The organism is Streptomyces sp. NPDC046379, assembly GCF_055587785.1.
Genome location: NZ_JBVJFP010000016.1, coordinates 25,200 through 50,568 on the forward strand (window position 1 = coordinate 25,200; position 25,369 = coordinate 50,568).

The 25,369-nt window shown below is 73.1% G+C and carries 26 protein-coding genes; 14 read left to right on the plus strand and 12 right to left on the minus strand.

Annotated features, from left to right (window positions below; translation table 11 throughout):
* Window positions 1-832: 832 nt before the first annotated feature.
* The 6 genes from ACZ6KF_RS25830 to ACZ6KF_RS25855 all read right to left on the minus strand — a co-directional run bounded on the left by ACZ6KF_RS25830 (window position 833) and on the right by ACZ6KF_RS25855 (window position 6,219).
* A complete protein-coding gene (locus ACZ6KF_RS25830; RefSeq protein ID WP_356630765.1) occupies window positions 833-1,027 on the minus strand; it encodes a hypothetical protein in 195 nt (64 codons plus the stop codon).
* Between the two features lie 110 nt (window positions 1,028-1,137).
* The gene (locus tag ACZ6KF_RS25835; RefSeq protein WP_469240551.1) at window positions 1,138-2,004 is read right to left on the minus strand and encodes a phosphatidylinositol-specific phospholipase C/glycerophosphodiester phosphodiesterase family protein; all 867 of its coding nucleotides are present in this window, start codon (window positions 2,002-2,004) and stop codon (window positions 1,138-1,140) included.
* Between the two features lie 185 nt (window positions 2,005-2,189).
* A complete protein-coding gene (locus ACZ6KF_RS25840) occupies window positions 2,190-3,281 on the minus strand; it encodes an acyl-CoA dehydrogenase family protein (RefSeq protein WP_356630769.1) in 1,092 nt (363 codons plus the stop codon).
* A complete protein-coding gene (locus tag ACZ6KF_RS25845) occupies window positions 3,278-4,459 on the minus strand; it encodes an acyl-CoA dehydrogenase family protein (RefSeq protein ID WP_469240553.1) in 1,182 nt (393 codons plus the stop codon). Before ACZ6KF_RS25845 ends, ACZ6KF_RS25840 begins: the two co-directional genes overlap by 4 nt.
* Window positions 4,456-5,466, minus strand: a complete 1,011-nt coding sequence (locus tag ACZ6KF_RS25850; protein ID WP_469240555.1) for an NADPH:quinone oxidoreductase family protein — start codon at window positions 5,464-5,466, stop codon at window positions 4,456-4,458. Before ACZ6KF_RS25850 ends, ACZ6KF_RS25845 begins: the two co-directional genes overlap by 4 nt.
* A gap of 180 nt (window positions 5,467-5,646) precedes the next feature.
* The gene (locus tag ACZ6KF_RS25855) at window positions 5,647-6,219 is read right to left on the minus strand and encodes a helix-turn-helix domain-containing protein (RefSeq protein ID WP_469240557.1); all 573 of its coding nucleotides are present in this window, start codon (window positions 6,217-6,219) and stop codon (window positions 5,647-5,649) included.
* A 78-nt stretch (window positions 6,220-6,297) separates the two neighbouring features.
* On the opposite strand from ACZ6KF_RS25855, the gene ACZ6KF_RS25860 reads away from it, so the two are divergent.
* The 8 genes from ACZ6KF_RS25860 to ACZ6KF_RS25895 all read left to right on the plus strand — a co-directional run bounded on the left by ACZ6KF_RS25860 (window position 6,298) and on the right by ACZ6KF_RS25895 (window position 13,922).
* Window positions 6,298-7,236: an NAD(P)/FAD-dependent oxidoreductase gene (locus tag ACZ6KF_RS25860; RefSeq protein WP_469240559.1), complete on the plus strand. Its 939-nt coding sequence runs from the start codon at window positions 6,298-6,300 to the stop codon at window positions 7,234-7,236.
* Window positions 7,237-7,265: 29 nt separating this feature from the next.
* Window positions 7,266-8,804: an ATP-dependent DNA ligase gene (locus tag ACZ6KF_RS25865; RefSeq protein WP_469159974.1), complete on the plus strand. Its 1,539-nt coding sequence runs from the start codon at window positions 7,266-7,268 to the stop codon at window positions 8,802-8,804.
* Window positions 8,801-9,268, plus strand: coding sequence for an NUDIX hydrolase (locus tag ACZ6KF_RS25870; protein ID WP_469240561.1), 468 nt, complete (start codon window positions 8,801-8,803; stop codon window positions 9,266-9,268). Before ACZ6KF_RS25865 ends, ACZ6KF_RS25870 begins: the two co-directional genes overlap by 4 nt.
* A gap of 70 nt (window positions 9,269-9,338) precedes the next feature.
* Window positions 9,339-10,724: an NADP-dependent succinic semialdehyde dehydrogenase gene (locus tag ACZ6KF_RS25875; protein WP_469159973.1), complete on the plus strand. Its 1,386-nt coding sequence runs from the start codon at window positions 9,339-9,341 to the stop codon at window positions 10,722-10,724.
* A gap of 25 nt (window positions 10,725-10,749) precedes the next feature.
* Window positions 10,750-10,986: a DUF6213 family protein gene (locus tag ACZ6KF_RS25880; RefSeq protein WP_356630784.1), complete on the plus strand. Its 237-nt coding sequence runs from the start codon at window positions 10,750-10,752 to the stop codon at window positions 10,984-10,986.
* A gap of 98 nt (window positions 10,987-11,084) precedes the next feature.
* Entirely contained in the window at window positions 11,085-12,173 is a 1,089-nt protein-coding gene (locus ACZ6KF_RS25885; RefSeq protein WP_356630786.1) for a type III polyketide synthase, read from the plus strand.
* Window position 12,174: 1 nt separating this feature from the next.
* Window positions 12,175-13,392 (plus strand): cytochrome P450, encoded by a 1,218-nt coding sequence (locus tag ACZ6KF_RS25890; protein WP_356630788.1) that lies wholly within the window; start codon window positions 12,175-12,177, stop codon window positions 13,390-13,392.
* Between the two features lie 8 nt (window positions 13,393-13,400).
* Window positions 13,401-13,922, plus strand: coding sequence for a cupin domain-containing protein (locus ACZ6KF_RS25895; protein WP_469240563.1), 522 nt, complete (start codon window positions 13,401-13,403; stop codon window positions 13,920-13,922).
* A gap of 22 nt (window positions 13,923-13,944) precedes the next feature.
* Here the strand turns inward: ACZ6KF_RS25895 and ACZ6KF_RS25900 are convergent, their stop codons facing one another.
* Window positions 13,945-15,171: an acyl-CoA dehydrogenase family protein gene (locus tag ACZ6KF_RS25900; RefSeq protein WP_469159971.1), complete on the minus strand. Its 1,227-nt coding sequence runs from the start codon at window positions 15,169-15,171 to the stop codon at window positions 13,945-13,947.
* Between the two features lie 167 nt (window positions 15,172-15,338).
* On the opposite strand from ACZ6KF_RS25900, the gene ACZ6KF_RS25905 reads away from it, so the two are divergent.
* Complete coding sequence (locus ACZ6KF_RS25905) at window positions 15,339-15,980, plus strand: TetR/AcrR family transcriptional regulator (protein ID WP_356630794.1); 642 nt, start codon at window positions 15,339-15,341, stop codon at window positions 15,978-15,980.
* Between the two features lie 14 nt (window positions 15,981-15,994).
* Here the strand turns inward: ACZ6KF_RS25905 and def are convergent, their stop codons facing one another.
* Window positions 15,995-16,534 carry a peptide deformylase gene (gene def, locus ACZ6KF_RS25910; protein ID WP_356630796.1) on the minus strand — a complete coding sequence of 180 codons (540 nt, stop codon included), beginning with the start codon at window positions 16,532-16,534 and terminating at the stop codon, window positions 15,995-15,997.
* Window positions 16,535-16,687: 153 nt separating this feature from the next.
* On the opposite strand from def, the gene ACZ6KF_RS25915 reads away from it, so the two are divergent.
* From ACZ6KF_RS25915 to ACZ6KF_RS25935, 5 genes are all read left to right on the plus strand, one after another.
* Window positions 16,688-17,926 (plus strand): MurT ligase domain-containing protein, encoded by a 1,239-nt coding sequence (locus ACZ6KF_RS25915; protein ID WP_356630798.1) that lies wholly within the window; start codon window positions 16,688-16,690, stop codon window positions 17,924-17,926.
* A gap of 20 nt (window positions 17,927-17,946) precedes the next feature.
* Window positions 17,947-18,675 carry a type 1 glutamine amidotransferase gene (locus ACZ6KF_RS25920; protein ID WP_469159970.1) on the plus strand — a complete coding sequence of 243 codons (729 nt, stop codon included), beginning with the start codon at window positions 17,947-17,949 and terminating at the stop codon, window positions 18,673-18,675.
* Window positions 18,676-18,840: 165 nt separating this feature from the next.
* Window positions 18,841-19,866: a 6-phosphofructokinase gene (locus tag ACZ6KF_RS25925; protein WP_356630802.1), complete on the plus strand. Its 1,026-nt coding sequence runs from the start codon at window positions 18,841-18,843 to the stop codon at window positions 19,864-19,866.
* Window positions 19,867-19,983: 117 nt separating this feature from the next.
* Window positions 19,984-20,934, plus strand: a complete 951-nt coding sequence (locus tag ACZ6KF_RS25930; protein WP_356630804.1) for a cytochrome c oxidase assembly protein — start codon at window positions 19,984-19,986, stop codon at window positions 20,932-20,934.
* 101 nt (window positions 20,935-21,035) lie between these two features.
* Window positions 21,036-21,209, plus strand: coding sequence for a hypothetical protein (locus ACZ6KF_RS25935; protein WP_356630806.1), 174 nt, complete (start codon window positions 21,036-21,038; stop codon window positions 21,207-21,209).
* An 18-nt stretch (window positions 21,210-21,227) separates the two neighbouring features.
* Here ACZ6KF_RS25935 and ACZ6KF_RS25940 read toward each other — a convergent pair whose 3' ends face one another.
* From ACZ6KF_RS25940 to ACZ6KF_RS25955, 4 genes are read right to left on the minus strand one after another with little or no spacing between them, the layout of a single operon-like run.
* Window positions 21,228-22,436: a sensor histidine kinase gene (locus tag ACZ6KF_RS25940; protein ID WP_356630808.1), complete on the minus strand. Its 1,209-nt coding sequence runs from the start codon at window positions 22,434-22,436 to the stop codon at window positions 21,228-21,230.
* Window positions 22,433-24,142, minus strand: a complete 1,710-nt coding sequence (locus ACZ6KF_RS25945) for a sodium/solute symporter (protein ID WP_356630810.1) — start codon at window positions 24,140-24,142, stop codon at window positions 22,433-22,435. Before ACZ6KF_RS25945 ends, ACZ6KF_RS25940 begins: the two co-directional genes overlap by 4 nt.
* Window positions 24,143-24,170: 28 nt before the next feature.
* The gene (locus tag ACZ6KF_RS25950) at window positions 24,171-24,530 is read right to left on the minus strand and encodes a hypothetical protein (RefSeq protein WP_356630812.1); all 360 of its coding nucleotides are present in this window, start codon (window positions 24,528-24,530) and stop codon (window positions 24,171-24,173) included.
* Window positions 24,531-24,541: 11 nt separating this feature from the next.
* Window positions 24,542-25,297: a LytR/AlgR family response regulator transcription factor gene (locus ACZ6KF_RS25955; RefSeq protein ID WP_356630814.1), complete on the minus strand. Its 756-nt coding sequence runs from the start codon at window positions 25,295-25,297 to the stop codon at window positions 24,542-24,544.
* Between the last annotated feature and the right edge of the window lie 72 nt (window positions 25,298-25,369).

A 25,369-nucleotide genomic window follows, 5' to 3' on the forward strand; every position in this document is an offset into this window, starting at 1 on the left:
TCGCGGCCCGTTTTCATACTCCGCCGTCCGGTGCGCGTGTGCCACCTGGTGGGGGGCGGCCACGGCCCGGCGTCCGCCGCCCGCCACCCGTGTCGCGCGTCACCGCCGCCCATCACCCGCCGCGGCTCGGGGCGTCCCACGAACAGGCCGAACCCGCCGTCAGACGGTCCCGCTCCCGGCGCCTCGCCCGTCCGCTCCCGGCCTGCCCGTCCGCTCCCGGCCTGCCCGTCCGTCGCCCTGCCGGACCATGCCGTCCGGGACGCCTGCGCCCGTGACGAAGCCTCGGGAAGATGGCTGAAGCCTCGTCAGACGGCGGGACGGCTCGGCACCGCAGGGGGTTACCGGCGGCTGCCTCGGCGCTCGCCACACAGGCCGCCGTGTCCCCGGTCTGCACTGTCCCGGGGCGTTGCGGCGCGGGCCGCCGGTCGGCGGGGAACCACGCCCGAGGCGTGCCTGCCGCTCGCGGACTGCACCAGTACGCCTACCGGCCGACTCCGTCGGCGCGCTCGCCCTGGCCAGGAGGCGGCGGCGCCCTACGGCTGCCGCCGTGCAGCCCGCACGGCGTCGGTGCCGCACGCCACGCCGCACCCGCACCCGGGCGGCCTGCGGGCGGCCGCCGCCCGGGCTCGACGGCCGGCGTGGCCGACGGCACGTGACGCGTGCTGCTCAGTGCGCCGGAGCGCATCACGGCACCACCGCAGCACCCCGGCACCCCGACACCGCGGCACCGCGGCACCGCGGCACCGCACCGTCCCGAGCCCGCCGAACTCCCGGAACCGGTGCGACGCCGGAGGCGACCGTCGCCCTCGGCCTCGCCCCCTCCCGCCGCCGATCAGGGGCTGAGGCTCCCCACCAGTTCGGCCGTGGCCGTGATGCCGCTGTGAATGGTGGGGGCCACGCTCGAACCGGCGAGGTAGAAGCCCAGCAGCAGGCAGACCAACGCGTGGGAGAACTTCAGCCCGCCGCTGCGCACGAAGATCACCGCGAGGATCAGGAGCAGCAGCACCACAGAGATGGAAACGGCCATCGTCAACCTCCTCCGCCACGCCGCCACGTCTGATTCACGGCGTTCGGCCGCAAGTGTGGCGTAGCGGAGGGTTCGTCCGGGCGGCTGACCTGTCCACCGAACGTGTGGTGTCACACCAAGGCGTGGGCGTCCAGGAACGCCTCCAGTCCGCTCAGGTCGTCGGTGTTGAGGAAGTCGACGTCGGCGGCGACCAGTTCGCCCCACAGCGCGTCGCGGGCGGGGCCGGGCATGTCGGGGGTGGCCCAGAAGCGCACCTTCTGCCCTCGGGAGTGGGCCGCCTGCACGATGGTGCGCAGCTTCTGCCGCTCGGTCTCGGGGAAGGCGCCCTCGCCCCGCCAGGTGAAGTTCAGCGTCCAGTTGTCGCTGATCAGCGGGACGAAGGAGGCGGGCGCCGAGGTGCCGAGGTCGGCGAGGCGGCCGTCGTAGAACGCGTGACGCAGGGTCTGCGCCTCCATGGGCGCGCGGGCGGCGCGGTGGCCGGAGACGACGGCGGTGACGGGACCGGGGAAGACCCGGCCGTGCGCGTACGTGGTGAACAGGTGCTTGTAGCGGCGCAGACGACGGTCGAGTTCGAGGTACGTGGAGGCGCCCTCGGTCTTGAGGTCGATGAGCAGCTGGAGGGAGCCGCGGTGGCCGCGGTGGACCCGGCCGTGGTGGGCCCTGACGCGGGCGGCGAGCGGGTCGAGGTAGAGCGACTCCAGGGTGCGGGCGGGGTCGAGATCCTCGGGGTCGTGGGCGACGAGGAGCTGGTCGCCCACGAGGTGGATGTCGGCCTCGACGCTGCCGAAGCGGTGGTCGAGGGCGTCCAGGAGGGGGCGCGGGTGCTCGTAGTCGTTGTGGGCGTGAGCGCGCCACAGCGGACGGGGGTGGCGCCCCCGGTCACTGGCCAGCGCGGTCGCGCCGGGCAGGGCGACGGCGCCCGCGAGGGCGGCGCCGAGGGTGGTGAGGGCTCTGCGGCGGGTGGTGGTGAGGGCCATGCTCTGCCTCCCTGACAGGCCGGACGGATCTCCAGGGAGTATGCGATTCCGTTCGGCTCAACAGGCAGGTGCGGGACCGGTGTTGGCCTGACCGCCGCCATGAGTTCACTTCGCCGGCCGTGAGCGCACCGAAAAGCCCGCCCCTGGTGGGACGGGCTTTCCCCGTGGTCGGCGCGGCCGTCGGTTCAGGGGGCCCGGAGGTCCACCAGGTCGGCCAGGGCGGCGCGATGGGCGCCGGCCGTGCCGTAGGCGAGGGAGTCGGCCTTGGCCCGCTTGAGGTAGAGGTGCACCGGGTGTTCCCAGGTCATCCCGATTCCGCCGTGGAGTTGGAGCGCCTCCTCGGCGGCCCGTACGGCCACGGACGCGGCGTAGGCCTGGGCGACGGCCACCGCGATCGCCGTCTCGGAGTCGTCGTCGCCGCGCGCGAGGGCGTCGGCGGCGGCGCGGGCGGTGGCGCGGAGGGTGACGGTCTCCAGCCACAGTTGGGCGAGCCGGTGCTTGAGCGCCTGGAAGCCGCCGACGGGCCGGTTGAACTGCTTGCGCTCCTTCAGGTAGCGCACCGTCTCGGTCAGCGACCAGTCGGCGAGCCCGAGTTGTTCGGAGGCGAGCAGTCCGGCGGCGGCGCGCAGGGCACGGCGCACCGCGGGTCCGGAGTCGCCCAGGCGGCGGGCCGGTGCGCCGTCGAGCCGCACGGTGGCCACCGGGCGGGTCAGGTCGAGGGACGTGCGCGGGGTGACGGCGGCGTCGGAGGCGGCGACCGCGTGGAGCGCGCCGTCGTCGGCCGGGACCAGCAGGATGTCGGCGACGGCGGCGTCGGCGATGCCGGTCAGCTCGCCGCGGAGGGTGCCGTTCTCGGCGTGGACGGTCGGGAACGCGGCGTCCGGGGCGGTGTGCAGCCCGACGGCCAGCGCGCCGACCGACGCGCCGGACGCCAGTTCGGTGAGCAGGTCGTCGGCGCCGCAGGCCAGCAGCGCCTCGGTGGCGACGACGGCGCTGGTCAGAAACGGCACCGGCGCGACCGCCCGGCCCAGTTCCTCCAGCACGACGGCGACTTCGCGGTGCGTGGCGCCCTGGCCGTCCAGCGCCTCCGGCACCAGGAGGCCCGCGAGGCCCATGCCCTCGGTGAGCGCCTTCCACAGCGACAGGTCGTGGGGCGCGTCCGACTCCGCGCGGGCGAGGACGCGCGCCGCGTCGCAGTGGTCCGCGAGCAGGTCCCGGACGGCGGCGCGCAGTGCCTCTTCCTCCGGCGAGTACAGCAGGTCCGGCTGTGCGCTCATCGGGCCAGGTCCTTCCATGCGACGTCCTTGTCGGTGCGCGGCTCGGCGGGCAGCCCGAGGACGCGCTCGGCGACGATGTTCAGCAGGACCTCGCTGGTCCCGCCCTCGATGCTGTTGCCCTTGGCGCGCAGATAGCGGTAACCGGCGTCGCGGCCGGTGAAGTCGACGTGCTCGGGGCGGCGCATGGTCCAGTCGTCGTACAACAGGCCCTCTTCGCCCCGGAGTTCCACCTCCAGGCCGCTGATCTCCTGGTTGAGGCGGGCGAAGGAGAGTTTCATGCCGGCGCCCTCGGGGCCGGGCTGGCCGGCGACGAGCTGCTGGCGCAGGCGTTCGCCGGTGAGGCGGGCCGCCTCGGCCTCGACCCACAGCGTCAGCAGGCGCTGGTGCAGTTCGTGGGTGCGCAGTTCGGGGCGTTCGCGCCAGGTCCTCGCGACCGGGCCGATCATGCCGCCCTCGCGGGGCAGGCGCATGCCGCCGATGGCGACGCGCTCGTTGTTGAGGGTGGTCTGCGCGACGCGCCAGCCGTCGCCGACGTCGCCGAGGCGGTGGGCGTCGGGGATGCGCACGCCGGTGAGGAACACCTCGTTGAACTCGGCCTCGCCGGTGATCTGGCGCAGCGGGCGGACCTCGACGCCGGGGTCGGTCATGTCGCAGACGAAGTACGTGATGCCCCGGTGCTTGGGCACGGCAGGGTCGGTGCGGGCGATGAGGATGGCCCAGCGGGCGAGATGCGCGCTGGACGTCCACACCTTCTGCCCGTCGACGACCCACTCGTCGCCCTCCCGCACGGCCCTGGTGCCGAGGGCGGCCAGGTCGGAACCGGCGCCCGGCTCGCTGAACAGCTGGCACCAGACCTCCTCCCCCAGCCACAGGGGCCGCAGGAACCGGCGCTTCTGCTCCTCGGTGCCGTACTCCAGGATGGTCGGCGCGGCCATCCCGAGGCCGATGCCGATGCGGCGCGGGTCGTTGTCGGGTGCGCCGGCGGCCTCCAGTTCCGCGTCCACGACCGCCTGGAGCGAGCGCGGCGCGCCGAGTCCGCCGAGGCCCTCGGGGAAGTGCACCCAGGCCAGTCCGGCGTCGAAGCGGGCCCGCAGGAACTCCGCGCGCCCGGTGGTCGCGGGCGGGTGCGCGGCCAGCAGGTCCCGGGTGCGGCGGCGCAGGTCTTCGGCGTCGGTCATGCGACGGCTCCGTTCTCGGGTGCGGCGCCCGCGGGTGCGCCCCCGGACGCGTGTTCGGGGACGACGACGACCCGGCCGGTCGTCACCCCGTCGGCGACCCGCTGGACGGCCGCTGCGGCGTCGCCCAGGGGGGCCCGCTCGCTCACCAGGGGCCTGATCGCGCCGCGGGCGGCGAGTTCGGTGAGCTGCTCGTGGCAGTGCGCGACCAGCTTGGGGTTCTTGGTGTTGTACAGGCCCCAGTGCAGGCCGAGGATGGAGTAGTTCTTCACGAGGGCGTGGTTGAGGGCCGGGCTCGGGATGGTGCCGCTGGCGAAGCCGACGATCACGATCCGCCCCTCGAAGGCGACCGTCTTGGCGGACTGGGCGTAGGCCGCGCCGCCGACCGGCTCGTAGACGACGTCGGCGCCGCGTCCGCCGGTGGCTTGCTTCACCGCCGCCACGACGTCCTCGGCGCGCCGGTCGATCACCACGTCGCAGCCGAGTTCGCGGGCGACGGCCGCCTTGCCGGAGCCGCCGACGACACCGATGACGGTGGCGCCGGCGGCCTTGCCGAGCTGCACGGCCGCGCTGCCGACCCCGCCGGCGGCGGCGTGCACGAGCAACGTCTCGCCGGCCTCCAGGCGGGCCCGGCGGTGCAGGCCGAACCAGCCCGTCTGGTAGCCGATGTGGAGGGCGGCGGCCTCCGCGTCGTCCAGCGCCTCGGGCGCCGGCAGCAGGGCGGCGGCGTCCGCGACGGCGTACTCGGCGAAGCCGCCGTACGGCAGCAGCGGGGTGGCGATGACCCGGCGCCCGTCCTCGGTCTCGCCGCACACCTCGACGCCCGGCGTGAAGGGCAGCGGGGGCTTCACCTGGTAGTGGCCCCGGCACATCAGCGCGTCCGGGAAGTTGATGTTCGCCGCGCGTACCCGCAGCAGGACCTGGCCGTCGCCGGGCGTCGGCGGCGCCACGTCCGCAAGGCGCATCACCTCGCTCGGCTCGCCGTTCTCGTGCACCTGCCATGCCTGCATGAAGGGCCTCCACGCGACTTCGTCGTCCGACCGGGTCGATCGCATACTAAGCGGTCGCTTGACGATCGGGGAACAGTCGCGTCCGTCACGGCTGGACGGGGTGGGCGCGCACCCCGGAACGGCTTCCTCGGGGACGCAGGGGACGAATGCGTCCGCGACGCTCCGCGGCGGTGGCCTCCCTCACGGCCGGGCCGGCTTGGCGCGCACGTGCATCCGCTCCCCCTGCGGCCCGAAGAGGCTGAGGAACTCCGCCGGCCCCTCCCCCGTCGACCCGAACCAGTGCGGCACCCGGGTGTCGAACTCGGCCGCCTCCCCGGCCCCCATCACGATGTCGTGCTCGCCCAGCACGAACCGCAGCCGGCCGGAGAGGACGTACAGCCACTCGTAGCCCTCGTGGGTGCGCGGCTCCGGCTCCTCCGTGCGCCGGGGCACGAGCACCTTGAAGGCCTGGAGCCCGCCGGGCTGCCGGGTGAGCGGCCAGTACGTGCGACCGTGCCGCACGATCGGCTTGCTGCGCACCCGCGGGTCGCCGACCGGCGGTGCGCCCACCAGCTCGTCCAGCGGCACCTGGTGGGCCCGCGCGATCGGCAGCAGCAGCTCCAGGCTGGGCTTGCGCAGGCCCGACTCCAGCCGCGAGAGCGTGCTCACCGAGATGCCGGTCGCCTCCGAGAGCGTGGCCAGGGTCACCTCGCGCTCCTTGCGGATCCGCCGCAGCCGCGGCCCCACTTCCGAGAGAACCTCGTCCGTCGTCATGCCCGCCATTGCAGTTTCGGCAAAGCGGTTTGTCAATCCCGTGGCTCATGGACGACGTTGTGGGTGGAGGTGGTCACGATGACCGAAGAGACCGATTACGAAGTGATCGTCGTCGGCGGCGGGGCGGCCGGTCTGTCCGCGGCGCTCGTCCTGGGCCGCGCCCGGCGCCGCACCCTGGTGGTCGACGCGGGCGAGCCGCGCAACGCGCCGGCCGCGCACATGCAGGGCTTCCTGTCACGGGACGGCATGCCGCCGGCCGAACTGCTCGCCGTCGGCCGCGAGGAGATCGCCCGGTACGGCGTGGAGCCGGTCCGGGACCGGGCGGTGGCCGCCGCCCGGGTCGACGGGGGATTCGCGGTGACCCTGGCGGGCGGGCGCACGGTGCGCGGCCGGCGGCTGGTGATCACCACCGGCCTCAAGGACGAGCTGCCCGACGTCCCCGGGGTTGCCGAGCGGTTCGGCCGGGACGTGCTGCACTGCCCGTACTGCCACGGCTGGGAGGTCCGCGACCAGGCCTTCGGAGTACTGGCCACCAGCCACCTGAGCGCGCACCAGGCGCTGATGGTGACCCAGTGGTCCAAGGACGTGACGTTCTTCCTGCACCGGGTCGCCGAGAGCGAGCTGTCCGACGACGACCTGCGCAGGCTGGCCGCCGCCGGGGTCGAGGTGGTCTCCGGCGAGGTGGCGGAGGTGGTGGTCGAGGACGACCGGATCACCGGCGTGCGGCTCGCGGACGGGAGCGCCCACGCCCGTTCGGTGGTGTTCGTCGCGCCGCGCCCGGTCCCGCAGACCTCCCTGCTGCGGCAGCTCGGCGCCGCGTTCCACGAGACCCCGTTCGGCGCCTACCCGGTGGTCGACGCGACCGGTCTGACGAGCGTGCCGGGCGTGTGGGCCGCGGGCAACGCGACGGGCTTCGGCGAGCAGGTGGTGAACGCCGCGAGCGGCGGCTACCGGGCGGGCGCCACCATCAACGGCGACCTGCTGATGACCGACCTGGACGCGGCGGTGCGGGTGTAGACCCCGCCGTCGCGGTGCACCATGACTGCATGCTGCTGGCCCGGCTCGCCGACGTGTCCCGGGAGGTCGCCGCCACCTCGGCGCGGTCCCGCAAGATCGCGCTGCTCGCGGAGCTGTTCCGGGAGGCGGAGGCCGACGACGTGCCCGTGGTCATCCCCTACCTCGCCGGCCGGCTGCCGCAGGGGCGGCTCGGCATCGGCTGGCAGGCGCTCGGGCGCCGGGTGCCCCCGGCGGACGCGCCGAGCCTGACGGTGCGCGAGGTGGACGCCCGGCTGACCGGGATCGGCGCGGTGAGCGGGCCCGGCTCCCGGGCCGAGCGCTCCCGGCTGGTCGGCGAGCTGATGGGCGCGGCCACCGAGGCGGAGCAGCGCTTCCTGGTCGGGCTGATCACCGGTGAGGTCCGGCAGGGCGCCCTGGACGCGCTGGCGGTGGAAGGGCTCGCCGAGGCGACCGGGGCGCCGCCCGCGGACGTGCGCCGCGCGGTGATGCTCGCCGGGTCCCTCCAGGACGTGGCGCGGGCCCTGCTCGCGGACGGGCCCGGGTCGCTGGACCGGTTCCGGCTCACCGTCGGCCGCCCGGTGCACCCCATGCTCGCGCACACCGCCGGCTCGGTCGCCGAGGCGGTCGGCAAGCTGGGCGTCTGCGCGGTGGAGGAGAAGCTCGACGGCATCCGCGTCCAGGTGCACCGCGACGGCGACGCCGTCCGCCTCTACACCCGCACCCTGGACGACATCACCGACCGGCTGCCGGAGGTCACGTCGGCCGCGCTGGAGCTGCGCGGGGAGCGCTTCGTCCTGGACGGCGAGGTCATCGCCCTGGACGCGAGCGGCCGGCCGCGCTCGTTCCAGGAGACGGCGGGCCGCGTGGGCTCCCGGGTGGACGTGGCCACGGCCGCGGCGGCGGTGCCCGTCTCCCCCGTCTTCTTCGACGTGCTGTCCGTGAACGGCCGCGACCTGCTCGACCTGCCGTTCGCCGAACGCCACGCCGAGCTGGCCCGGCTGGTCCCCGAGCCGATGCGGGTACGGCGCACCGTGGCCGCCGGCCCCGACGACGTGCCCGCGGCCGAGGAATTCCTCGCCGAAACGCTCCGGCGCGGCCACGAGGGCGTCGTCGTCAAGGCCCTGGACGCGCCCTACAGCGCGGGCCGTCGCGGCGCCTCCTGGCTGAAGGTCAAGCCGGTCCACACCCTCGACCTGGTGGTGCTGGCCGCCGAGTGGGGCCACGGCCGGCGCACCGGCCGGCTCTCCAACCTGCACCTGGGCGCCCGCACCGCGGACGGCGGCTTCGCCATGCTCGGCAAGACCTTCAAGGGCATGACCGACGCGATGCTGGCCTGGCAGACCGAGCGGCTGCGGGAGCTGGCCGTCGAGGACACCGGCCAGGTGGTGACCGTACGCCCGGAACTCGTCGTCGAGATCGCCTACGACGGCCTGCAGCGCTCCACCCGCTACCCGGCCGGCGTCACCCTCCGCTTCGCCCGTGTCGTCCGCTACCGCGAGGACAAGCGCCCCGAGGACGCGGACACCGTCGAGACCCTGCTGGCCGCGCACCCGGAGGTGGCCCCGTGACCCCGCGGCGCAGCGCCGGACTGCTGCTCTTCCGCCGCACCGGCCAGGGCGTCGAGGTGCTGCTGGGCCATATGGGCGGCCCCTTCTTCGCCCGCCGGGACGCCGGGGCGTGGACCGTGCCGAAGGGCGAGTACGAACCGGACGAACCGGCCTGGGAGGCGGCCCGGCGCGAGTTCCGGGAGGAACTGGGCCTGGCGCCGCCCGACGGGGAGGCCGTCCCGCTCGGGGAGGTGCGGCAGGCGAACGGCAAGACCGTCACGGCCTGGGCGGTGGAGGCCGACCTTGACCCGGCGGCCGTCGTGCCCGGCACGTTCACCATGGAGTGGCCGCCGAGGTCGGGCCGCATCCAGGAGTTCCCCGAACTGGACCGCGTCGCGTGGCTCGCCCTCGACCGGGCGCGCGAGCTGATCGTCGGGGCGCAGGCCGCGTTTCTCGACCGGCTGGCGGAGCACTCGGCCCGGTAGCCCCCTCACGCGTTGCGGCCCGCCGCGGCGCGCGGGAAGGTCGAAGCACAGCCGCCCCAGGAGGTCAGCCATGCCCATCGCGACGGTGAACCCGGCAACCGGCGAGACGGTCAAGACGTACGAGGCCATGGGCGCCGAGGAGGTCGAGCGCCGGCTCCAGCTGGCCGAGGCCACCTTCCGCACCTATCGGACGAGCGCCTTCGCCGAGCGCGCCCGGCTGCTGAACCGGGCCGCCGACCTGCTCGACGAGGATGGGCGGGACATCGCCCGGGTCGTGACCACCGAGATGGGCAAGCCGGTCAAGCAGGCCCGCGCGGAGGCCGCCAAGTGCGCCAAGGCGTTGCGCTGGTACGCCGAGCACGCCGAGGAACTGCTCGCCGACGAGGAGCCCGCCGCCGACGACGTGCGCGACTCCGGCGCCTCCCGGGCCCTGGTCCGCTACCGGCCGCTGGGCCCGGTGCTGGCGGTGATGCCGTGGAACTTCCCGCTCTGGCAGGTGATCCGGTTCGCCGCGCCCGCGCTGATGGCGGGCAACGTGGGCCTGCTCAAGCACGCCTCCAACGTCCCGCAGACGGCCCTGTACCTGGAGGACCTCTTCCACCGGGCGGGCTTCCCCGAGGGCTGCTTCCAGACCCTGCTCGTCGGCTCCGCCGCGATCGACGACATCCTGCGCGACGAGCGTGTGCGGGCGGCCACCCTCACCGGCAGCGAGCCCGCCGGGCGTGCGGTCGCCTCCACCGCCGGGGAGATGATCAAGAAGACGGTGCTGGAGCTGGGCGGCAGCGACCCGTTCGTCGTCATGCCGTCCGCCGACATCGACCGGGCGGCCGAGGTCGCGGTGACCGCGCGGGTGCAGAACACCGGGCAGTCCTGCATCGCCGCCAAGCGCTTCATCGTGCACACCGACGTCTACGACGCCTTCGCCGAGCGGTTCACCGAGGGCATGCGGGCGCTGCGCGTCGGCGACCCGATGGACGAGGAGACGGAGGTCGGGCCGCTCTCCAGCGAGCGGGGACGCGCGGACCTCGAGGAACTGGTGGACGACGCCAGGCGGTCCGGCGCCACGGTGCTGTGCGGCGGCGAGCGCCCCGACGGCGACGGCTGGTTCTACCCGCCGACCGTCCTCGCGGGCATCACCCGCGAGATGCGCATCCACCGCGAGGAGGCCTTCGGCCCGGTCGCCACCCTCTACCGCGCCGGCGACCTGGACGAGGCCGTCCTCATCGCCAACGACTCGCCCTTCGGCCTCAGTTCCAACGTGTGGACCCGCGACGAGGCCGACGTCGACCGCTTTGTGCGCGACCTGGAGGCGGGCGGCGTGTACGTCAACGGGATGACCGCGTCCCATCCGGCGTTCCCGTTCGGCGGGGTGAAGCGGTCCGGGTACGGGCGTGAGCTGTCCGGGCACGGAATCCGCGAGTTCTGCAACATCACCACCGTATGGCACGGAGCGTGAGCCTTGCGCGGCTACGATCCCCTTTGTGAACCGCGAAGTGACTCTGCCTCTGATCGTCGACGACCGCGGTACCTTGCAGGTGGCGGCGGCCGATGTGAGCAAACTGCTGCGCACGGTGGGCGGCCGGTGGCTGCACCTGGTGGAGGCCGGGCAGGACGGGCTCGACGAGGACACCGTGGCCGCGCTGACCATCGAACTGGCGAAGCTGGCCGACCGCATCGACGTGGCCTGCATCGCGCACAGCAGCGGCGCGCGCGGCTGACGCCCTCCCCCGCCGCCGCACGTCTCCTCCCCTGTACGGAGTAGTCCCGCGCGAGATCGGCGTGCCGCCGGGCGATCGTGGATTCAGCACCCTCTGAGGTGAACCACCTACGAAAGCAGGCACGGTTCATGGCGACTCTGTGCAGACCCTCGGTGTCGGTCCCGGAACACGTGATCACGATGGAGGAGACGCTCGAGCTGGCGCGCTCCCGTCACGCCGATCATCCCCAACTGCCGCTGGCCCTCCGCCTGATCGAGAACACCGGCGTGCGCACCCGGCACATCGTGCAACCCATCGAGGAAACCCTCCAGCACCCCGGGTTCGAGGACCGCAACAAGATCTACGAGGCCGAGGCCAAGGCCCGTGTCCCGGCCGTCGTGCAACGGGCGCTCGACGACGCGGAACTGCTCACCACGGACATCGACGTGATCATCTACGTGTCGTGCACCGGCTTCATGATGCCGTCGCTCACGGCCTGGCTGATCAACGCGATGGACTTCGGCTCCACCACCCGGCAGATCCCCATAGCCCAGCTCGGCTGCGCGGCCGGCGGCGCGGCGATCAACCGGGCCCACGACTTCTGCACGGCCTACCCCGAGGGCAACGCGCTGATCGTGGCCTGCGAGTTCTGCTCGCTGTGCTATCAGCCCACCGACCTGGGCGTGGGGTCGCTGCTGTCCAACGGCCTGTTCGGGGACGGCATCGCCGCCGCAGTGGTCCGCGGCCGGGGCGGCACCGGCGTCCGGCTGGAGCGCAACGGCTCCTACCTGATCCCCAAGACGGAGGACTGGATCTCCTACGACGTCCGGGCCACCGGCTTCCACTTCCTGCTGGACAAGCGGGTGCCCGGCACCATGGAACCGCTCGCCCCCGCCCTCCAGGAACTGGCCCGTCGGCATGGCTGGGACGCCTCCGACCTGGACTTCTACATCATCCACGCCGGCGGGCCGCGCATCCTGGACGACCTCAGCAAGTTCCTGGGGGTCGAACCGCACGCCTTCCGCTTCAGCCGGGCCACGCTCACCGAGTACGGCAACATCGCCAGCGCCGTCGTCCTGGACGCGCTGCGCCGGCTGTTCGACGAGGGCGGAGCGCAGGACCGGGCGCGCGGACTGCTGGCCGGGTTCGGGCCCGGCATCACCGCGGAGATGGCCGTGGGCAGCTGGCGGATCGACGAGGCGACCTGAGATGACGACCGAAGAGACGATGCCCCGCCCCGCGCCGCCCGTGCGCGAGTGGCCCGCGCTCGACCTGCCCGGCACCGACTTCGACCCGGTGCTGCGGGAGCTGATGACCGAGGGTCCGGTCACCCGGATCCGGCTGCCCAACGGCGAGGGCTGGGCATGGCTGGTCACCCGCTACGACGACGTGCGGATGGTCACCAATGACCCGCGCTTCAGCCGCGAGGCGGTCATGGACCGGCCGGTCACCCGGCTCGCCCCGCACTTCATCCCCGCCCGCGGCGCGGTCGGCTTCCTGGACCCGCCGGACCACACCCGGCTGCGCCGCTCGGTGGCCTCGGCGTTCACCGCGCGGGGCGTGGAGCGGGTGCGGGACAAGGCCCGGCTGATCCTGGACGAGCTGGTGGACGAGCTGCTGGAGGCCGGTCCGCCCGCCGACCTGATCGAGGCCGTGCTCGGGCCGTTCCCCATCGCGGTGATCTGCGAGCTGATGGGCGTGCCGGCCACCGACCGGCACGACATGCACACCTGGACCCAGCTGATCCTGTCCTCCTCGCAGGGGGCGGAGGTCAGCGAGCGGGCCAAGGACGAGATGGGCGCCTATTTCGCGAACCTCGTCGGCCTGCGCGAGGGGGCCACCGGCGAGGACGTGACCTCGCTGCTCGGGGCGGCGGTGGGCCGGGGCGAGGTGACGCTGGAGGAGGCCGTCGGGCTGGCGGTGCTGATCCAGATCGGCGGCGAGGCGGTCACCAACAACAGCGGGCAGATGTTCCACGTCCTGCTCAGCCGGCCCGAGCTGGCGGAGCGGCTGCGCTCGGAGCCCTCCCTGCGGTCGCGGGCGATCGACGAGCTGCTGCGCTGGATCCCGCACCGCAACGCCGTGGGCCTGTCCCGGATCGCCCTGGAGGACGTGGAGATCAGGGGCCACACCATCCGTGCGGGCGACGCGGTCTACGTGTCGTACCTCGCGGCCAACCGCGACCCGGACGTCTTCCCCGACCCCGACGCCATCGACCTGGACCGCAGTCCCAACCCGCACGTCGCCTTCGGCTTCGGGCCGCACTACTGCGTGGGCGGCATGCTGGCCAAGCTGGAGTCGGAGCTGCTGGTCGACGCGCTGCTCGACCGGGTGCCGGGCCTGAAGCCGGCCGTGCCGCCGCAGGAGGTGCCCTTCAAGAAGGGCGCGCTGATCCGCGGGCCCGAGGCCCTGCCGGTCACCTGGTGAGGGGGACGATGACCGCGACGGAAGGCCTTCTGGTTCCCCCGGGGCACGGGCGGGTCGTCGAGACGCCCGCCCAGCAGGTGACGTTCAAGGTGACGGGCACCCACGCGCGGGCGGCGTCCACCTTCGAGGTGGTGGTGCCGCCGGGCTTCGACGTCGGCGCCCATGTGCACGCCCGCAGCGAGGAACTGTTCTACGTGCTGGAGGGCGAACTGGACGTGCTCGCCTTCGAGCCGCGCGTCCGCACCGCCGACGACTGGCAGCAGTGGCGGTCCCGTTCGGGCGAGGGCGTGGTGCGGGCGACCCCGGGCACGGTCATCGTCGTGCCGCCGGGGTGCCCGCACGCCTTCGCCAACCCGACGGACGAGCCGGCGAAGATGTTCTTCCAGTCGTCGCCGCCCCCGGACCACGAGCGCTACTTCGAGGAGTTGCTGGAGATCCTGGACGCCGGCGGTCCCCCGGACCACGAGGCGATCGCCGCCCTGCGCTCCCGCTACGACATCCAGCAGCTGACGCCGCTCAAGCACCGGTGACGCCGCCGGGCGCGCGGCGCGCCTAGCGGATGGGCATCCCGGACACCGTCCGGGCGATGACCAGCCGCTGGATCTCGCTCGTGCCCTCGAAGATGGTGTAAATGGCGGCGTCCCGGTGCATGCGCTCCACCGGGTACTCCCGCGTGTAGCCGTTGCCGCCCAGGATCTGGATCGCCTGGGCGGTGACCTTCTTCGCGGTCTCGCTGGCGAACAGCTTGGACATCGATCCCTCGGCGCCGGTGAACGGCTTGCCGTTGACCGCCATCCACGACGCCCGCCACACCAGCAGCCGCGCGGCGTCGATGGACGTGCGCATGTCGGCGAGCTGGAAGGCGACGCCCTGGTTGTCGATGATGGGCCGGCCGAACTGCTCGCGCGTCATGGCGTAGTCGAGGGCGACCTCGTACGCCGCCCGCGCGGTGCCCACGGCCATCGCGCCGACCGCCGGACGGGACGCCTCGAACGTGGCCATCGCGGCGTTCTTGACGCGCTCGCCGCCCTTCTTCGCCCTCTCCCGGGCACGGGCGAGCCGCTCGTCGAGCTTTTCCTTGCCGCCGAGCAGGCAGGACCCGGGAACCCGGACGTTGTCGAGGACGACCTCGGCGGTGTGCGAGGCGCGGATGCCGTGCTTCTTGAACTTCTGGCCCTGGGACAGGCCGGGCGTGTTCGGCGGGATGATGAAGGAGGCGTGGCCCTTGGAGCCGAGGTCGGGGTCGACCACGGCCACGACGACATGGACGTTGGCGATGCCGCCGTTGGTCGCCCAGGTCTTGGTGCCGTTGATCACCCACTCGTCCTTGGCCTCGTCGTAGACGGCGCGGGTGCGCATCGAGGCGACGTCGGAGCCGGCGTCCGGCTCGGAGGAGCAGAAGGCGGCCACCTTCACGTCGCTCGGGTCGCCGTACATCTGGGGGATCCAGGTGCCGATCTGCTCCTCGGTGCCGTTGGCGAGGACGCCGACGGCGGCCAGTCCGGTGCCGACGATGGACAGGGCGATGCCGGCGTCGCCCCAGAACAGCTCCTCCATGGCCATGGGGATGCCGATGCCGGTGGCGTCGAAGTACTGCTGGGCGTAGAAGTCGAGGGAGTAGATGCCGACCTTCGCGGCCTCCTGGATGACCGGCCAGGGAGTCTCCTCACGCTCGTCCCATTCGGCGGCCGCGGGGCGGATGACCTCGGCGGCGAAGCCGTGCAGCCAGTCCCGGACCTCCTTCTGTTCGTCGTTGAGCTCCATGGTGAACCCGGCCATGTCCCCTCCAGCGGCGCACATGTGTTACTTGCGGTAACATCAGTCTGTTACCCGTGGGTAGGAAAAGTCAACTCACCAGCGGGCCCCGGCAGCCCGTTCGATGCCGGGCGTGTGCCGGGTGTTAGTTTGCGCAGGCGTCACCGAATCAGCACGGGTGGGGAGAGCTCATGGACACCACGCAGCGGACCGAGCAGCAGCGGTCCGCCGACCGCCGACGGCGCGAGCTGCTGGAGGCCGCCGACCGAGTGGTGCTGCGCGACGGTCCGCAGGCCTCGATGAACGCCATCGCCTCCGAGGCGGGCATCACCAAGCCGATCCTGTACCGCCACTTCGGCGACAAGGGCGGACTCTACGCCGCTCTGGCCCAGCGGCACACCGACGCCCTGCTCGACTCCCTGCGGGCGGCGCTGGACGCCCCGGCCGACCGGCGCGAACGCGTCGAGGCGACGCTGGAGACGTATCTGGCGGCGATCGAGGCCCGGCCGCAGGTGTACCGCTTTCTGATGCATCCGTCGGAGGCCTCCCAGAGCGACCAGGAGTTCGACGTCGGCAAGCACTCCGCGCCGCTGCTGCGCAGGATGGGCGAGGAGCTGGCGCAGGTCATCGAGGAGCGGCTGGACCTCGGGCCGGAGAGCCACCGGCTGGCGCGCGTGTGGGGGCACGGCATCGTCGGCATGATGCACGCCGCCGGCGACTGGTGGCTGGGAGAACGGCCTTGCAGCCGGGCCGAGTTGGTGCGCAGCCTGGCCGACCTGCTGTGGGGGCGGCTGGCCGCCGCCGGGGACCGGGCGGGCGGCCCCGGCTTCTGACCGCGCGGCCCGGCTCACCCGCTCCACGAGGCCCGCGTCACCCGCCGCATCAGCCGGCGCCGGCGCCATCCCTCCACGCGGTCGGCGTAGACCGTGCCCTCCAGGTGGTCGCACTCGTGCTGCAAACACCTGGCAAAGAAACCGGTGCCGTGGACCGTGACGGGCTCACCGGTCACGGTGAAGCCCTCGACCACCGCGTGGTCGTACCGTTTCGTCCCCGCCTCCAGCCCCGGCAGGGACAGACATCCCTCCGGGCCGCGCAGCACCAGTCCGTCGGTCTCGACCAGGCGCGGGTTCACCACATGGCCCAGATGCCGGACCTCCTCGTCGTCCGGGCAGTCGTAGACGAAGACGCGCAGCGACTCGCCGATCTGGTTGGCGGCCAGGCCGACGCCCCGAGCCGCGTACATCGTGGCGAACAAGTCCTCGACGAGGCCGGAGAGTTCGGGGCCGAAGTCGGTGACCTCGGCGCAGGGGGCGTGCAGGACGGGGTCGCCGAACAGGGTGAGGGGCCGCACCCGCCCCCGGGCGCCCGGGATGGAGCCGTGTCGCATGGCGGCAAGGGTACGGGCCTCGCCGGCGCGCACACCGCGCGCAATCGTGACGGTGCCGGGATTCGGGCAGGTGAATGAAGCTCGATAGGCTGGGGCGACACCACGCTGCCGATTGCTGTGGCGCGGCGCGTACGCAAGGAGGATCGAGAACTGATGGCAGGCAACTCGGACCCGCTCACGCCGCGGGCCAAGCTGGCCGTGACCGCGGGCAAGGCGGTCGCTGCGGCATCGCGTGCCGCGGGACGCGGCAGCGGTTCGGTGATCGGTGGCCGGGTGGCCCTCAAACTCGACCCCGACCTTCTCGCCCGGCTCGCCCAGAACCTGGACGTCGTCCTGGTCTCGGCGACCAACGGCAAGACCACCACGACCCGGCTCATCGCCGAGGCCCTGCGCGCCGCCGGGCCGGTGGTCTCCAACGCGCTCGGCGCCAACATGCCGGCCGGCATCACCTCGGCGCTCGCGGGCGGCTCGGACGCGAAGTTCGGGGTCATCGAGGTCGACGAGAAGTACCTCGCGGGGGTCGCCCGGGACACCGATCCCAAGTGCATCGCCCTGCTCAACCTCTCCCGCGACCAGCTCGACCGGGCCGCCGAGACGCGGATGCTCGCGGAGAACTGGCGCGAGGGCCTGGCCGGCTCCAAGGCGGTGATCGTCGCCAACGCGGACGACCCGCTGGTGGTGTGGGCCGCCTCGTCCTCCCCCAACGTCATCTGGGTCGCCGCCGGGCAGATGTGGAAGGACGACGCCTGGTCCTGCCCGTCCTGCGGCGGCGTGATGCAGCGCCCCGGCGACGACTGGTTCTGCGGCCAGTGCGGCTTCCGCCGGCCGACGCCGAGCTGGGCGCTGTCCGGCGACCACGTCCTGGACCCGCACGGCTCCGCCTGGCCGATCCACCTCCAGCTGCCGGGCCGCGCCAACAAGGCCAACGCCGCCTCCTCCGCCGCCGTCGCGGCCGTCTTCGGCGTGCCGCCGCAGGTCGCCCTGGAGCGGATGTACCAGGTGCAGGCGGTCGCCGGACGCTACGACGTGGTGCAGTTCATGCAGCGCGACCTGCGGCTGCTGCTCGCCAAGAACCCCGCGGGCTGGCTGGAGACGTTCTCGCTCATCGACCCGCCGCCGACCCCGGTGATCCTCTCCGTCAACGCGCGCAGCGCCGACGGCACGGACACCTCGTGGCTGTGGGACGTCGACTACACCCGTCTGACCGGCCACCCGATCTTCGTCGTCGGCGACCGCAAGCTGGACCTCGCGGTGCGCCTGGAGGTCGCCGACCAGCACTTCCAGGTGTGCGAGAACCTCGACCAGGCCGTGCAGCTGGCCCCGCCGGGCCGGATCGAGGTCATCGCGAACTACACCGCGTTCCAGGACCTGCGCCGCCGCGTCGGCAACTGACCACGAAGGACGAGCACTTCATGAGCGACAACAGCCTGCGGGTCGTCTGGATCTACCCCGACCTGCTGAGCACCTACGGCGACCAGGGCAACGTCCTCGTCGTGGAGCGGCGGGCCCGGCAGCGCGGCCTGGACGTGGCCCGCATCGACGTGCGCAGCGACCAGCCGATCCCCACCTCCGGCGACATCTACCTGATCGGCGGCGGCGAGGACCGTCCGCAGCGGCTCGCGGCCGAGCGGCTGCGCCGCGACGGCGGCCTGTATAGGGCCGTGGAGAACGGCGCGATCGTCTTCTCGGTCTGCGCCGGCTACCAGATCCTCGGCCACGAGTTCATCAACGACCTCGGCCAGCGCGAGCCCGGCCTCGGCCTGCTGGACGTGGTCTCGGTGCGCGGCGAGGGCGACCGGTGCGTCGGCGACGTGCTGGGCGACATCGACCCGCGGCTCGGCCTGCCCCCGCTGACCGGCTTCGAGAACCACCAGGGCGTCACGCATCTGGGCCCCACCGCCCGCCCGCTCGCCCGGGTGCGGTTCGGCAACGGCAACGGCACCGGGGACGGCACGGAGGGCGCGTACAACGACACCGTGTTCGGCACCTACATGCACGGCCCGGTGCTCGCCCGCAACCCGCTCATCGCCGACCTGCTGCTGAAGCTGGCGCTCGACGTGAACGCGCTGCCGCCCACCGACGACCGCTGGTACGAGGCGCTGCGCGACGAGCGCATCGCGGCGGCGCAGCAGCCCGCGTAGCCCTTTGCGCAGGGCCCGTCTGATGGGGCATCCGCACAGGTGAGCGGGGTCGTCCAGCAGGCGGACGCATGGTTCGGCGGCGACCCCCGCTGCCGCTAGGGTGGCGGGGATCGAGCCGGACAGGGCGGTCCGGCCCCGGCCCTTTTCGAGAAGGTATTTCGGGCTATGCGCATTGGTGTCCTCACGTCCGGCGGCGACTGCCCCGGCCTGAACGCCGTCATCCGGTCCGTCGTGCACCGCGCCGTCGCCGACCGGGGCGACGAGGTCATCGGTTTCCGGGACGGCTGGAAGGGCCTCCTGGAGTGCGACTACCTCAAGCTCGACCTGGACGCGGTGGGCGGCATCCTCGCCCGCGGGGGCACGATCCTCGGCTCCTCCCGGGTCCGCCCGGAGCATCTGCGCGACGGTGTCGAACGGGCCAAGGGGCATGTGCGGGAACTGGGGCTCGACGCGATCATCCCGATCGGCGGCGAGGGGACGCTGAAGGCGGCCCGGCTGCTGTCGGACGGCGGTCTGCCGATCGTGGGCGTGCCGAAGACCATCGACAACGACATCGCCGTCACCGACGTGACGTTCGGCTTCGACACCGCGGTGACCGTCGCCACGGAGGCGCTGGACCGGCTGAAGACCACCGCCGAGTCGCACCAGCGGGTGCTGATCGTGGAGGTCATGGGCCGGCACACCGGCTGGATCGCCCTCCAGTCCGGCATGGCCGCCGGCGCCCACGCCATCGTGGTGCCCGAGCGGCCCTTCGACATCGAGGAGCTGACCGCCCGGGTCGGCGAGCGGTTCGAGGCCGGCAAGCGGTTCGCGATCGTCGTCGCGGCCGAGGGCGCCAAGCCGAAGCCCGGCACCATGTCGTTCGACGAGGGCGGCAAGGACGTCTACGGCCACGAGCGGTTCGCCGGCATCGCGCGGCAGCTGTCGATCGAGCTGGAGCAGCGGCTCGGCAAGGAGGCCCGGCCGGTCATCCTCGGGCACGTCCAGCGCGGCGGCACGCCGACGGCGTACGACAGGGTGCTGGCGACGCGGTTCGGGTGGCACGCGGTGGAGGCGGTGCACCGGGGCGAGTTCGGGCAGATGACCGCGCTGCGGGGGACGGACATCGTGATGGTCCCGCTGGCGGAGGCGGTCGAGACGCTGAAGACCGTGCCGGCGGAGCGCTACGCCGAAGCGGAGTGCGTGCTGTAGTCGTCCGGCGCGTGCCGGTGCACGGGCCGTGGCCGCCCCCGGTGACGTACGTCGCCGGGGGCGGTTCTAGTCTGGTACGGACTTAACGCCCAACCCCCACGAAACAGGAGCCGGCCGATGGAGCACAGCGGGCATGGCATGTCGGTGGATCTTCCGCCGTTCACGCTGGGGCGAGGGCTCGCATGGTCGCCGGACCTGTTCTTCCTCGTCGCCTGCCTGGCGGGGCTCGCCCTGTACGGCTGGGGTGTGGTCCGGCTGGCGCGGCGCGGGGACAAGTGGCCGGTGGGGCGGACCGTGGCGTTCGGCGCCGGCGTGGTGAGCATCGGGCTGATGATGTGCACCGCGCTGAACGACTACGGCATGGTCATGTTCAGCGTGCACATGGTGCAGCACATGGTGATCAGCATGCTGTCGCCGATCCTGATCCTGCTCGGCGCCCCCATCACCCTGGCGCTGCGCGCGCTGCCCCCGGCGGCGCGGGGCCGCAAGGGTCCCAGGGAACTGCTGCTGGCCCTCCTGCACAGCCGCTACATGCGGGTCGTCACCCATCCGGCGTTCACGATCCCCATGTTCATCGCCAGCCTCTACGGGCTCTACTTCACGCCGCTGTTCGACTTCCTGATGGGGTCCCGGCCGGGGCACGCCGCGATGATGGTCCACTTCCTCATGGTGGGAGTGGTGTTCTTCTGGCCGATCATGGGCGTGGACCCGGGCCCGCACCGGCCGGGGTATCTGATGCGGATGCTGGAGCTGTTCGCGGGGATGCCGTTCCACGCGTTCTTCGGGATCGCGCTGATGATGGGCTCGACGCCCATGGTCGACACGTACGCCGACCCGCCCGCCTCCCTCGGCATCGACGCGCTCTCCGACCAGAACGCCGCCGGCGGCATCGCCTGGGCGTTCAGCGAGATCCCGTCCGTCCTGGTGCTGATCGCCCTGCTGTTCCAGTGGTACGCCTCCGAGCAGCGGCAGGCCCGCCGCAAGGACCGGGCCGCCGACCGCGACGGCGACAAGGAGCTGCAGGCCTACAACGCCTACCTGGCCTCCCTCGACGCCCGCGGCCGGTAGGCGCGGCCGTTCCGGAAATCGGTGCGGATTTCGCCGTGCGCGTGGTGTGAAGGCGCAACGGGGGCACCATGGAGGGAACGGACCACGAGGAGGGTGTCGCGATGCCCGGATCCACGGACGGCTCGACGAAGACGATGGGGGTGCTCACCGTCGGCGGACTCGTCGTGGTGACCGCCTACACGGTGGCGCTCGGCAGCAACGGCTGGCTGTGGTTCGGCTGGATCGTGCTGGGGCTGATCACGCTCGGCATGGTCGCCACGCACACCACCCCCTGACCCTCTGCCGCGCGCGCCTCACTCCCGGGTGAGGCGCGCCCCCGAGTGGACGCCGGGCTGGTACTTCGGCAGCCGGGCGGTGACCTTCATGCCCGCGCCGACGGCCGTCTCGATGACCAGCCCGTAGTCGTCGCCGTAGACCTGGCGGAGCCGGTCGTCGACGTTGGACAGGCCGATGCCGCCGGACGGGCCGACCTCCCCGGCGAGGATGCGGCGCAGCAGCTCGGGGTCCATGCCGACGCCGTCGTCCTCGATCACGACGAGCGCCTCGGCGCCCGCGTCCTGCGCGGTGATGCTGATGCGGCAGGTGTCGGTCCGCCCTTCTATGCCGTGCTTCACGGCGTTCTCGACGAGCGGCTGCAGGCACAGGAAGGGCAGGGCGACCGGCAGCACCTCGGGGGCGATCTGCAGGGTGACCGAGAGCCGCTCCCCGAAGCGTGCCCGCACCAGCGCCAGGTAGTGGTCGATGGCGTGCAGTTCGTCGGCGAGGGTGGTGAAGTCGCCGTGCCGACGGAACGAGTAGCGGGTGAAGTCGGCGAACTCCAGCAGCAGCTCGCGGGCGCGCTCGGGGTCGGTGCGCACGAACGAGGCGATCACCGCGAGCGAGTTGAAGATGAAGTGCGGGGAGATCTGGGCCCGCAGGGCCTTGATCTCGGCCTCGATGAGACGGGTGCGGGACTGGTCGAGGTCGGCGAGCTCCAGTTGGACGGAGACCCAGCGGGCGACCTCGCCGGCGGCCCGGACGAGGACGGCCGACTCGCGGGGCGCGCAGGCGACGAGCGCCCCGTGCACGCGGTCGTCGACGGTGAGCGGGGCGACGACGGCCCAGCGCAGCGCGCAGTCGGCGGCGTCGCAGGTGAGCCGGAACGCCTCGCCGCGGCCGGTCTCCAGCGGGCCGGCCAGCCGTTGCATGATCTCCTCGCGGTGGTGGGCGCCGACGCCGTCCCAGGCCAGCACATGGGTGTCGTCGGTCAGGCACAGGGCGTCGGTGCCGAGCAGCGTGCGCAGTCTGCGGGCCGACTTGCGGGCGGTCTCCTCGGTGAGGCCGGCGCGCAGCGGGGGCGCGGCGAGGGAGGCGGTGTGCAGGGTCTGGAAGGTGGCGTGCTCGACGGGAGTGCCCAGCTCGCCGATGGTCTCCGGGGGCCGGGCGGTGCGCCGTCCCAGCCAGAAGCCGGCGGCCAGCAGCGGCAGTGCGGCGACGCACAGGCCGGCCAGGAAACCGCTCAAGGCTTCACCTCCGTGCGCAGTTCCTCGGGCAGGTGGAAACGGGCCAGGATCGCCGCCGTGCCGGCCGGCACCCGCCCCGGGGTGGCGAGCGAGACCAGGATCATGGTGAGGAAGCCGAGCGGCACCGACCACAGCGCGGGCCAGGCCAGCAGGGCGTGCGACGGGCCCTCGCCGGGGAAGCCCGCCATGGTCGCGGCGACCGCCAGGAAGGCCGAGCCGCCGCCGATCACCATGCCCGCGGCGGCGCCCGGCGGGGTCAGCCGGCGCCACCAGATCCCGAGCACCAGCAGCGGGCAGAAGGACGACGCGGACACGGAGAAGGCGAGCCCGACCGCGTCGGCGATGGGCAGTCCGCCGACCAGGGTGCTCACCGCGAGCGGGGCCGCCATGGCCAGCGCGGTGCCGAGCCGGAAGTGCCGTACGCCGCGGGAGGGCAGCACGTCCTGGGTGAGCACGCCCGCCACCGCCATGGTCAGCCCCGACGCCGTGGACAGGAACGCGGCGAACGCGCCGCCCGCCACCAGCGCCCCGAGCAGGTCGCCGCCGACGCCGCCGATCATGCGGCCCGGCAGCAGCAGCACGGCGGCGTCGGCGTCCCCGGTGAGGGTGAGTTCGGGGGCGTAGAGCCGGCCGAGGGCGCCGTAGACCGGCGGCAGCAGGTAGAAGCCGCCGATCAGGGCGAGCACGGCGACGGTCGTGCGGCGGGCGGCGACGCCGTGCGGGCTGGTGTAGAAGCGGACGACGACGTGGGGCAGTCCCATGGTGCCGAGGAACGTGGCGAGGATCAGCCCGTACGTGGCGTACAGCGGGCGTTCGGTGGTGCTCTCGGCCCGTGAGGGCGACAGGGCGTCGGTGCGCGACTCGGCCGCCGGGACGGGGGTGCCCCGGTCGAAGGTCAGCCGTGTGTTCCGCTCGATGCGGTGGGTGCCGGCGGGCAGTCGGAGGCGTTCGTCGGTGTGGGGGCGGCCGTCGACCGTGCCGTGCACCGTCACCGTCAGGGGGCTGTCGAGTTTCAGGTCGACGGTGTCGTCGATGCGCACGACGCGCTGCTCGCGGAAGGCGGCCGGCTCGTCGAAGGCGTCGCGGGGAGCGCCGTCGCCCTGCCAGGAGACGATCAGGAAGAGGGCGGGGACCAGGAGGGCGGTGAGTTTGAGCCAGTACTGGAAGGCCTGCACGAACGTGATGCTGCGCATGCCGCCGGCGGCGACGATCGCGGCGACGACGACGGCGACGATGATCCCGCCGAGCGGGTCGGGCGCGCCGGTCAGCACCGCCAGTGTCAGTCCCGCGCCCTGGAGCTGGGGCAGCAGGTACAGCCAGCCGACGCCCAGCACGAAGGCGCCCGCGAGCCGCCGCACCGCCGGGGAGGCGAGCCGGGCCTCGGCGAAGTCGGGCAGGGTGTAGGCGCCGGAGCGGCGCAGCGGTGCGGCGACGAACACCAGCAGGACCAGGTAGCCGGCCGTGTAGCCGACCGGGTACCAGAGCATGTCGGGGCCTTGGACGAGGACCAGTCCGGCGATGCCGAGGAAGGAGGCGGCGGAGAGGTACTCGCCGCTGATCGCGGCGGCGTTCAGCCGGGGGCCGACGGTGCGGGAGGCGACGTAGAAGTCGGAGGTCGTGCGGGAGATGCGCAGGCCGAAGGCGCCGACGAGGACGGTGGCGACGACGACGAGGGCGACGGCGGGGACGGCGTATGCGGAGTTCACGGCTGGTCCTCGGTCCCGGGCGGCGCGGTCAGCGGTCTTCCACGAGGCGGACGAAGTCGCGTTCGTTGCGCTCGGCCCGGCCGACGTACCAGCGGGCGAGCAGCACGAGGGGCGCGTACAGGCCGAAGCCGAGCACCGTCCACTCCAGGCGGCGGGCGTCCGGGGTGACCGCGAAGAGCAGGGGCAGCGGGCCGACCAGCAGCACCAGCACGCCGACCACGGTGAACGCGGCGCGCAGCTGGGTGCGCATCAGGGAGCGGACGTAGGCGTGACCGAGGGTGGTCTGCTCGTCGATCTCGGTGCGCGGGCGGTAGTAGCCGAAGGCTCCGCGGGGGCGGCGGCGCGGTCCGGTGACGACGACCCGGCGTTCGGTGGGTTCCTGGGGCATGCGCGGGTGTCCTAGCTCGTGGTGCGGCGCATCAGCAGGTCGCGCAGTTCGCGTGCGTGACGGCGGCTGACCTGGAGTTCCTCGGAACCGATCAGGACGCTGACGGTGCCGGCGTCGAGACGGAGCTCGCCGATGTGGCGCAGGGCGACCAGATGGCGGCGGTGGATGCGGACGAAGCCGCGGGCGCGCCAGCGGTCCTCCAGCGTGGACAGCGGGATGCGCACGAGGTGGCTGCCCTTGCCGGTGTGCAGCCGGGCGTAGTCGCCCTGGGCCTCGACGTGGGTGATGTCGTCGACGGCGACGAAGCGGGTGACGCCGCCGAGTTCGACGGGGATGTGGTCGGGGTCGGGCTCGTGCACGGGGATCCCGGGGGCGGCGCCGCGCCGTTCGGCGGCCCGGCGCACGGCCTCGGCGAGGCGTTCCTTGCGGACGGGCTTGAGCACGTAGTCGACGGCCTTCAGGTCGAAGGCCTGGACGGCGAAGTCCTCGTGGGCGGTGACGAAGACGACCAGCGGCGGGCGGGCGAACCCGGTCAGCAGCCGGGCCAGGTCCAGTCCGTCCAGGCCGGGCATCTGGATGTCGAGGAAGACGACGTCGATGGCCTCCGGCCCGTCCGGTCCGCTCTCCAGCGCGCGGTTGATCCGCCGCAGTGCCTCGGTCGCGTCTCCGGCCCCCTCGGCGCTGCCGATCCGCGGGTCCGCGTTCAGCAGGTACACCAGTTCCTCCAGCGAGGGGCGTTCGTCGTCGACAGCCAGGGCGCGCAACATGAACGTGGAGTCTAAGGGCCATCCTCGCGCCTGCACACGGGCGAACGGGGACGTATCCGGATGGATACAGTG